Raw genomic sequence first — 4,193 nt, forward strand, 5'->3', positions numbered from 1 at the left:
CCGTCGCTACGCGACTTGAGTTCCGCGTATACAATTGAATGACCAAATGACCACCCAATGACTGTCATTGACTTCATGTCACTTAAATGCCAATCAAATCATAACTATAAAGGGGAAGTTTTTTATATTATCTTGCTGATTGTTAAAGAGTTTTCAGGGTAAGATTGGAGATCGCTCAGGTGAGATTGGGGATCTATCCGGTAACATTGGGAGGCATTTCGGTAAGATTGGGAGTCTCTTAGGTAAGATAGTGGATCACTTAGGTAAGGTAGGGAGTCTACCCGGTAACATTGGGCATCACCCAGGTAAGACAGGGAATGTAACCGGTAAAATCGGGCAGGAGGAGTTCGATTATGGTATTTCGGGCAAATCTTTAATTTTGCCCGAAATACCAGTCTCGCTCATTATTCTTTCATCATTTGGTTGCCTTTCATATTTTTTCCTCCCATGATCTGGCCGCGGATCTCTCCTGCGGGATACTGATTGGTATGAACATTGACATAGGTGTGTTTGTTTTTCATCATCTCAACAAGATCCCAAAGCTCCTCGCCTTCTAACTGTCCAACGAGATCATCCTTTGTGATTACTCCCTCCTGAAGGACACCCTGTGTTCTGCCTTCAATAAGTGCCGGAGGGGGTGCGGGTGGATAAAGCCATGCTACAACAGGTCCGTTTTCATCTGCGGAACCGACATGAATGTGAGCCATATATACATTTTTAATGTTGGCCACAATCAGTTTGTAATGTAGCTTCATCCCATCCTTGCTTAACTGAAATACAGCCTGACCGGTTGCATTGGTTTCCACGGGGTCCGGTACTTCATTGTCGCCCGAAAGATGGGTTCTGAAGTTTAACACAGCCTTCTTGTCGTCCATGTTTTGATTCTGATGCCCACTTTTCAGCATATCCGATTCATTCTGAACCTCGGCGCTGGAAGGAGCTTTCGGCTGCACGTCATTTTCTGTAAACTGTCTTTCACAGGATGCGAAAACAAAAATCGCAGCCACTGCTAAAATGGTTAATCTTGTTTTCATAGGTATTGATTTTTTAAAGGTTATGAAATACATTTTTTGTAACAATGAACAGAATTTATAGTTCATGTTACCTGAATCAAATTATTTATTACAGCCGTGAATTCTAAATGCATCCATTACTTAAATATCGTATTGAAGGGACATGGAGGACCATATTATAAATTACTAATTTTCCGTTCCATGAATCTTTTTAGATACCCTTTCAGACTCTGCTGATTTTAGGCTACTGCTGCCGGGATTTTGCCAGGGCACCCCGTCCGACCCGTTCCTGGATATAAAGACTAAAACAAATAGAGGCAAAAGATATTGACCATCAGGAGAAATATTCTTGTTCTGCACCGGTCGGACGGGTGGGGGATGGCAGCGGGCACTGCCCGGGGTTACTCTATTCAACCCCTATCCGGGGTTTTAACCAGACAATAATTATCCAGTTATTGCGATCGCTATGTGCTTTCTCTGAAGACCTCCCTTTTCCACCGGTTTAAAAGCCAATTCAATTACAGATAAATATTCTCTATGTACTCTGTGGTTCAAGGATATTAATCAAATGATTTTTATGATCGGCCTAAAGAAAGGCTTATATGACATAGGTTTAGTAACAACAGTTGATGAGATTAGCACCCACGTTGACGTGGGTGGTTGTTAATGGTTATTCTATTCGCCCACCCACCCCCAAAACGCCCTTAAGGGCGTTTTGGGTTAAAAACAGGAGTCCATTTTTCCTAAACCACTTGCCTAAAGGCAGGTGCTATTCTCATAATGTTTTAAGGCTGGATCATTCATAAATCACGCTGCTTGAACAAGAATTAATTATTTGTGAATAATTCGGGTAAGAAAAGTTATAAAAAGTATTGTCTATAAATCCATAATGTTTTACTTTTGGTAAAAGGTGTTACACCAGTAATATTAAGTTTTATGGGACCACAGGAACAAATTCAGGGCATCAGGGATTTTCTGGAAAAATCCATAGAAACCATAGATAAGATGAGCAAACGGGAAATGGATTACAGTCTGGATCAGTTGGATTCCGTTTTGTTAAGGCATTATAACAAAAGATTTTCCTATGTGTATAAGAAAAATGCCATACAGAATCAGCTCAGGAAAATGATTAATATGCCCGAGGAAGGAGAAAAGTTCAAGGAACTGAAAAAGCATTACAAGCAGTTGCTTAGTGTTATGCTTGATGAAATCAACAAAGTGGGATTGCCCGGGGAGGATGATATCACAATTGATCCATCCGGGAAGGTATATCAGCAGCCATCACACCGGGAACAGCCATCACAGAAAGAACAACCTTCACAGGAAGAACAGCAACCCCAGGTGCAATTGGCGGATGTACTTATGAAAACCATGGAAGATCAGATGAGCTCAGCCCAGTGGGAGGAGTTTAAAACACTTGTAAGAAAGGTAAGGAACCGTGAGGAGCCCAAGGCAAAAATTTCGGAAACATTAAGAAATTATGGATTAGAGGAATGTTCAAGCATCCTCGCCAATGTTATTACAAACCCTGGAATTATTGACGCATTCTGATAATATGGCTTTACCCCGGATTCTTTATTATAATTTTAAACTGAACCGGAATGTACACAAAGAAAGGCATACCATTTTAAAGCAGCGGGAAAAAAGGTTGCGCAGACTGCTTAAGCATGCCTTCCATCATTCTGATTTCTACGGGAAGTATTATGCAGATCATGGCATAAGCTCCCCTGATCTGGAACATATGGATATAAATCATTTGCCGGCAATTGACAAAAAACTAATGATGGATCATTTTGATGAGTTTGTGGTTCCCGGCGAATTGAAGAGAGAGCGGGTGGAAGATTTTCTGGAATCTTATCCTGCACCGGATACGGCCTTAAACGACAAATACCGGGTTATACATACATCCGGTACAACGGGAGAGGTCGGATATTTTCTATATAACAACCGCGAATGGGATTTTATAAAAGCCATTTCCCTGCGGATTTTTCCGCATTTCGGTCTAAAGTCCAAAAATTATATCTTTATCGGAGCAGCCGACGGTCATTATGCAGGGGTAAGCCTGTTTCTGAGTCCGCTTCATTCCCCTGAAGCTTTTGTTTACAGGGAATACCTTGTTTTAGACATTAATTATCCCGTGGATCAATATATTGATAAAGTGAACAGGGTCAACCCGGATGTTGTTACTGGCTATCCCACTGGTATTGGGATGCTGGCAGAGCTGCAAAAATCAGGAAAGCTTTCCGTTAGTCCGAAGGCAGTAGTTTGTGGAGGTGAACCCATTACCCCGGAAACCAAAGAACTTATCCATGATACGTGGGAATGTGAACTTATCAATTACTATGCTGCCTCGGAATCACTGATAATGGGAGTTGAACGGACGGATTTAGAGGGGTTTTATTTGTTTGATGATGTCAATTATATTGAATTCATGGACGATCATATACTTTTAACAAATTTGTATAATTATACCCAGCCGTTAATCCGTTACCGGATGAATGATGTCCTGGTCCCGGAGGGAGAAGGAGGCATTTGGCCGTTTACCAGGATTAAACATGTTATCGGGAGACAGGAAGAACTTCTCTGGTTTATCAATCAAAACGGGAAGTTTGATTTTATTCATCCGATTGTTATTGTGGAATTTTATGTCAGGGGCCTGGAAAAATACCAGGTTATCAAAAAAGGAAATACCTCTTTTACATTTAAGGCCGTCATTTCGCAGCAGTTTGATAAAGACCGGGTGGTTAAAAAGATTGATGAACGGTTAAGGGAAATATTGCAGAAGAAAAAGATGTTAAATGTTGATTATCGGGTTGAAGTAGTAAGCGATATTCCCAGAGATATGAAAACTGGGAAATATAATCTGATCAGGGAGGAATTCGGAAGCGCTTAATGGTGGGTGCATTCATAATTTTCCCCAAAGTATTAAATATATGTCATTCTTATGGAATTCCGTAAACTGGAATATCACTTATGAGTCCGGTATAAAAAGCTAGATTTTGGCTGGTAAGGCGCTAAGCGGCTCTAGTAGATTTCTGAAATTCAATATATAATTTTTACACAATTAGCTAAATATAGCCGCTAAGCGCCTTTTTAGAATAGACTCACTTATAATACCGCGTTATATGCGGGACCTACAAGTATTACATCCATCAAGCGGGATTTCGGTTTACAGCCTAA

General features: G+C 40.8%; 3 protein-coding genes. 2 read left to right on the forward strand and 1 reads right to left on the reverse strand.

The window, feature by feature from the left end:
* Positions 1–404: 404 nt before the first annotated feature.
* Positions 405–1,034 carry a CHRD domain-containing protein gene (locus tag KGY70_10715; protein MBS3775652.1) on the reverse strand — a complete coding sequence of 210 codons (630 nt, stop codon included), beginning with the start codon at positions 1,032–1,034 and terminating at the stop codon, positions 405–407.
* 915 nt (positions 1,035–1,949) lie between these two features.
* Here KGY70_10715 and KGY70_10720 point away from each other — a divergent pair.
* Together KGY70_10720 and KGY70_10725 are read left to right on the forward strand one after the other, a co-directional pair.
* Entirely contained in the window at positions 1,950–2,564 is a 615-nt protein-coding gene (locus KGY70_10720; GenBank protein MBS3775653.1) for a hypothetical protein, read from the forward strand.
* Entirely contained in the window at positions 2,527–3,906 is a 1,380-nt protein-coding gene (locus KGY70_10725; GenBank protein ID MBS3775654.1) for a phenylacetate--CoA ligase family protein, read from the forward strand. The genes KGY70_10720 and KGY70_10725 overlap by 38 nt, the downstream gene beginning before the upstream one ends.
* Positions 3,907–4,193 lie beyond the last annotated feature (287 nt).

This window comes from Bacteroidales bacterium (assembly GCA_018334875.1).
Classification (GTDB): domain Bacteria; phylum Bacteroidota; class Bacteroidia; order Bacteroidales; family UBA12077; genus JAGXLC01.

What these genes read in the sequence shown, in the direction of transcription:
- KGY70_10715 (MBS3775652.1), bottom strand. Translation starts at nt 1,034, where the DNA reads ATGAAAACAAGATTAACCATTTTAGCAGTGGCTGCGATTTTTGTTTTC.
- KGY70_10720 (MBS3775653.1), top strand. Translation starts at nt 1,950, where the DNA reads ATGGGACCACAGGAACAAATTCAGGGCATCAGGGATTTTCTGGAAAAA.
- KGY70_10725 (MBS3775654.1), top strand. Translation starts at nt 2,527, where the DNA reads ATGTTATTACAAACCCTGGAATTATTGACGCATTCTGATAATATGGCT.